The organism is Mesorhizobium sp. M1A.F.Ca.IN.020.06.1.1, assembly GCF_004023265.1.
Taxonomy (GTDB): Bacteria; Pseudomonadota; Alphaproteobacteria; order Rhizobiales; family Rhizobiaceae; genus Mesorhizobium.
Genome location: NZ_RZSR01000879.1, coordinates 1 through 2,535 on the forward strand (window position 1 = coordinate 1; position 2,535 = coordinate 2,535).

The window sequence follows — 2,535 nt, forward strand, 5'->3', positions numbered from 1 at the left end:
CCTCTGACCGCGGCCATGTCCTGCTTCTTCCCACGGGCTACTACATCGCTGGTGGCGCGCTTGCGGTGGCTGTCAGCTTTCTGACGCTGGCGCTGCTGCCGCCCGCCGCTCTTGACCGCTTCTGGCGCCGACGCCTCTCTTTGTTCACTGTCAGCGACCACCCGCGCACCGTCCTCAGCTTGCTTTCCTTTGCCGGCTTCGTGCTTCTCATCGCCACCGGCCTGTTCGGCAGCCGTGATCCACTCTCCAACCCCTTGCCTCTGGTGATCTGGACGCTGCTCTGGGCCGGTTTCACGCTGCTGCAGGGGGTATTCGGCGATCTCTGGTCCTGGCTCAACCCGTGGTACGGCCCCTGGCGCGTTGCATCTCGCGTCTTCAACCTTCGCACTGACGAAGCCGAGCCATCGCGCCTTCCCAAATGGCTCGGCTACTGGCCGGCGTTCGTCCTGTTCTTCGGCTTCGCCTGGTTCGAGCTCATCGATCCCGCGCCCGACGATCCGTCGCGCCTGGCCTTCGCCGCCGGCATCTACTGGCTGCTCAGTTTCGCCGCCATATGCGTCTTCGGCTACGAAGACTGGAGTCGGCGCGGCGAATTCCTGACCGTCTTTTTCTCCATCGTCGCCCGCTTCGCGCCGGTCCAGCGCGAAAAAGGCCGGCTCGACCTCGGCTGGCCCGGTGCGAAGCTGCTTTCCGCCTCGTCGCTGCCGGCAAGCGGCACGGCGTTCCTGCTGCTGGCGCTCTCGTCCGTATCCTTCGACGGTCTTTCCAAAACCTTCTTCTGGCTCGGCCTGTTCGGCGTCAATCCGCTGGAGTTTCCCGGCCGTACCGCGTTGATCGGCATCGGCAGCTTTGGCTTGGTGCTGACATTCATCTTGTTGGCGGCCGTGTTCGCGCTTGCCGTTTCACTCGGCCAGCGCCTTGCCGGCGACGGGCAAGCCTTCGAGAAAGCCGCCGGCCTCCTGATTTGGTCCATCGTGCCGATCGCGCTCGCCTACCACATCGCCCACTACCTCACGGCGCTGCTCGTCGACGGCCAATACGCGCTGGTCGCTTTGTCCGACCCGTTCGCACTCGGCTGGAACCTGTTCGGCACCGCCGACAGGATGGTCGAGGCGGGCGTTGTCGTCGGCGCCGAGTCGGCCTGGTGGCTCTGGAATCTGCAGGCCGGCGTCATCATCGTCGGCCATGTGCTGGCGGTCTTGATCGCACACGGCCTAGCCTGGCGACTCCACCCGCAGCCGTCGCGCGCGGCGCTCAGCCAGCTGCCGCTGACGCTTCTGATGATCGCCTACACCATATCCGGCCTATGGCTGCTTGCCACGCCGACGGCAGGATGAGACAAGGGCCCGTCATGACGCGCGCATGGCCCCGAAAATCGGGTCGGGTGGAAGCTCGCTTGCCACGTCACAGCTTTGGTGATTTAGTTTGTACACATGCAATTTTCGCGTCCTCCGAGCGCGGAGGATCGAGCCGCCTTATCGCTGGTCAAAAAACTGAAAACAGGGGAACGGACATGGCTGACAAGAACGGATTTTTCGACCTCTCCAAAAGCACGCTTTCCCGCCGCACAGCGCTGAAAGGCATCGCCGCCGGCGCCGGCCTGGCGCTCGCGCCCGGCTTCGTTCGCTACAGCCAGGCGCAGAGTTCGGCGCCGATCAAGATCGGCTTCCAGTCGCACCGCACCGGCATCGGCGCCGCCTACGGCCGCTGGTACGAGAAGACGAGCGCTGCCGCCGTCAAGGCGATCAACGATGCCGGCGGTATCAGCGGCCGCAAGGTCGAGCTGGTGATCGAAGATGATGGCACCGATCCTGCCCGCGGCGCCGAGGTGGTCGGCAAGTTCGCCACGCAGCATAAGACCGACATCATCTTCGGCACGCTGTTCTCGCATGTGGTGATCGGCTCGGCGCCCGCCGCCGGCGAAAACAAGATCCCCTATTTCGTGGTCAGCGAAGGCCACCACGTCGCCTCGACCAAGCTCAACCGCTACGTCTTCCAGCCCGGCATCACCGACGTGAAGAGCCAGATCCAGTCGATGGCGCCGTGGATCGCGGCGAATGCCGGCAAGAAGGTGACGCAGATCTTCCCCGACTTCGCCTTCGGCTACGACCATCGCGACTACCTGCCGCCGGCGTTGAAGGCGCAAGGCGCCGACGTGATCGCGCAGATCGCCATCCCGCCGACGGAGTCGTCCTTCACCAAATACTTCCCGCAGATCCCGGCCGAGACCGAGGTGATCTACCACGTCATGGTGGGTCCGGCCGTGCTCACCTTCGTCAAGGAGCTCGGCGAGTTCTACGGCTCGCAAAGGCCGCAGCTCTTCGGCTTCATCGACTCCCTCGAAGCCGTCGACATCAACAGCCCCGGCCTCGAATTCCTCGACGGCAGCCATTTCTGGGAAGGCTCGCCGCGCTACGCGCAGCCCGATGACTCGGCCGCGCAGAAGGCCTATCGCGCCGCCGTCGGCATCGACGACAATGGCGCCGCCGTCGGCGATCCCAAGGACGTCTCCACCGCTGCCCACATGTTCGGCTG

The 2,535-nt window shown here is 64.8% G+C and carries 2 protein-coding genes; both read left to right on the forward strand.

The annotated features are described in order from the left end of the window. On the forward strand, positions 1-1,337 hold a 1,337-nt coding region (locus EOA60_RS28410; RefSeq protein ID WP_128312264.1), incomplete at its 5' end, for a hypothetical protein. 176 nt (positions 1,338-1,513) lie between these two features. Then, positions 1,514-2,535, forward strand: a 1,022-nt coding sequence (locus EOA60_RS28415) for an ABC transporter substrate-binding protein (RefSeq protein WP_164899606.1), incomplete at its 3' end; no start/stop codon positions are given.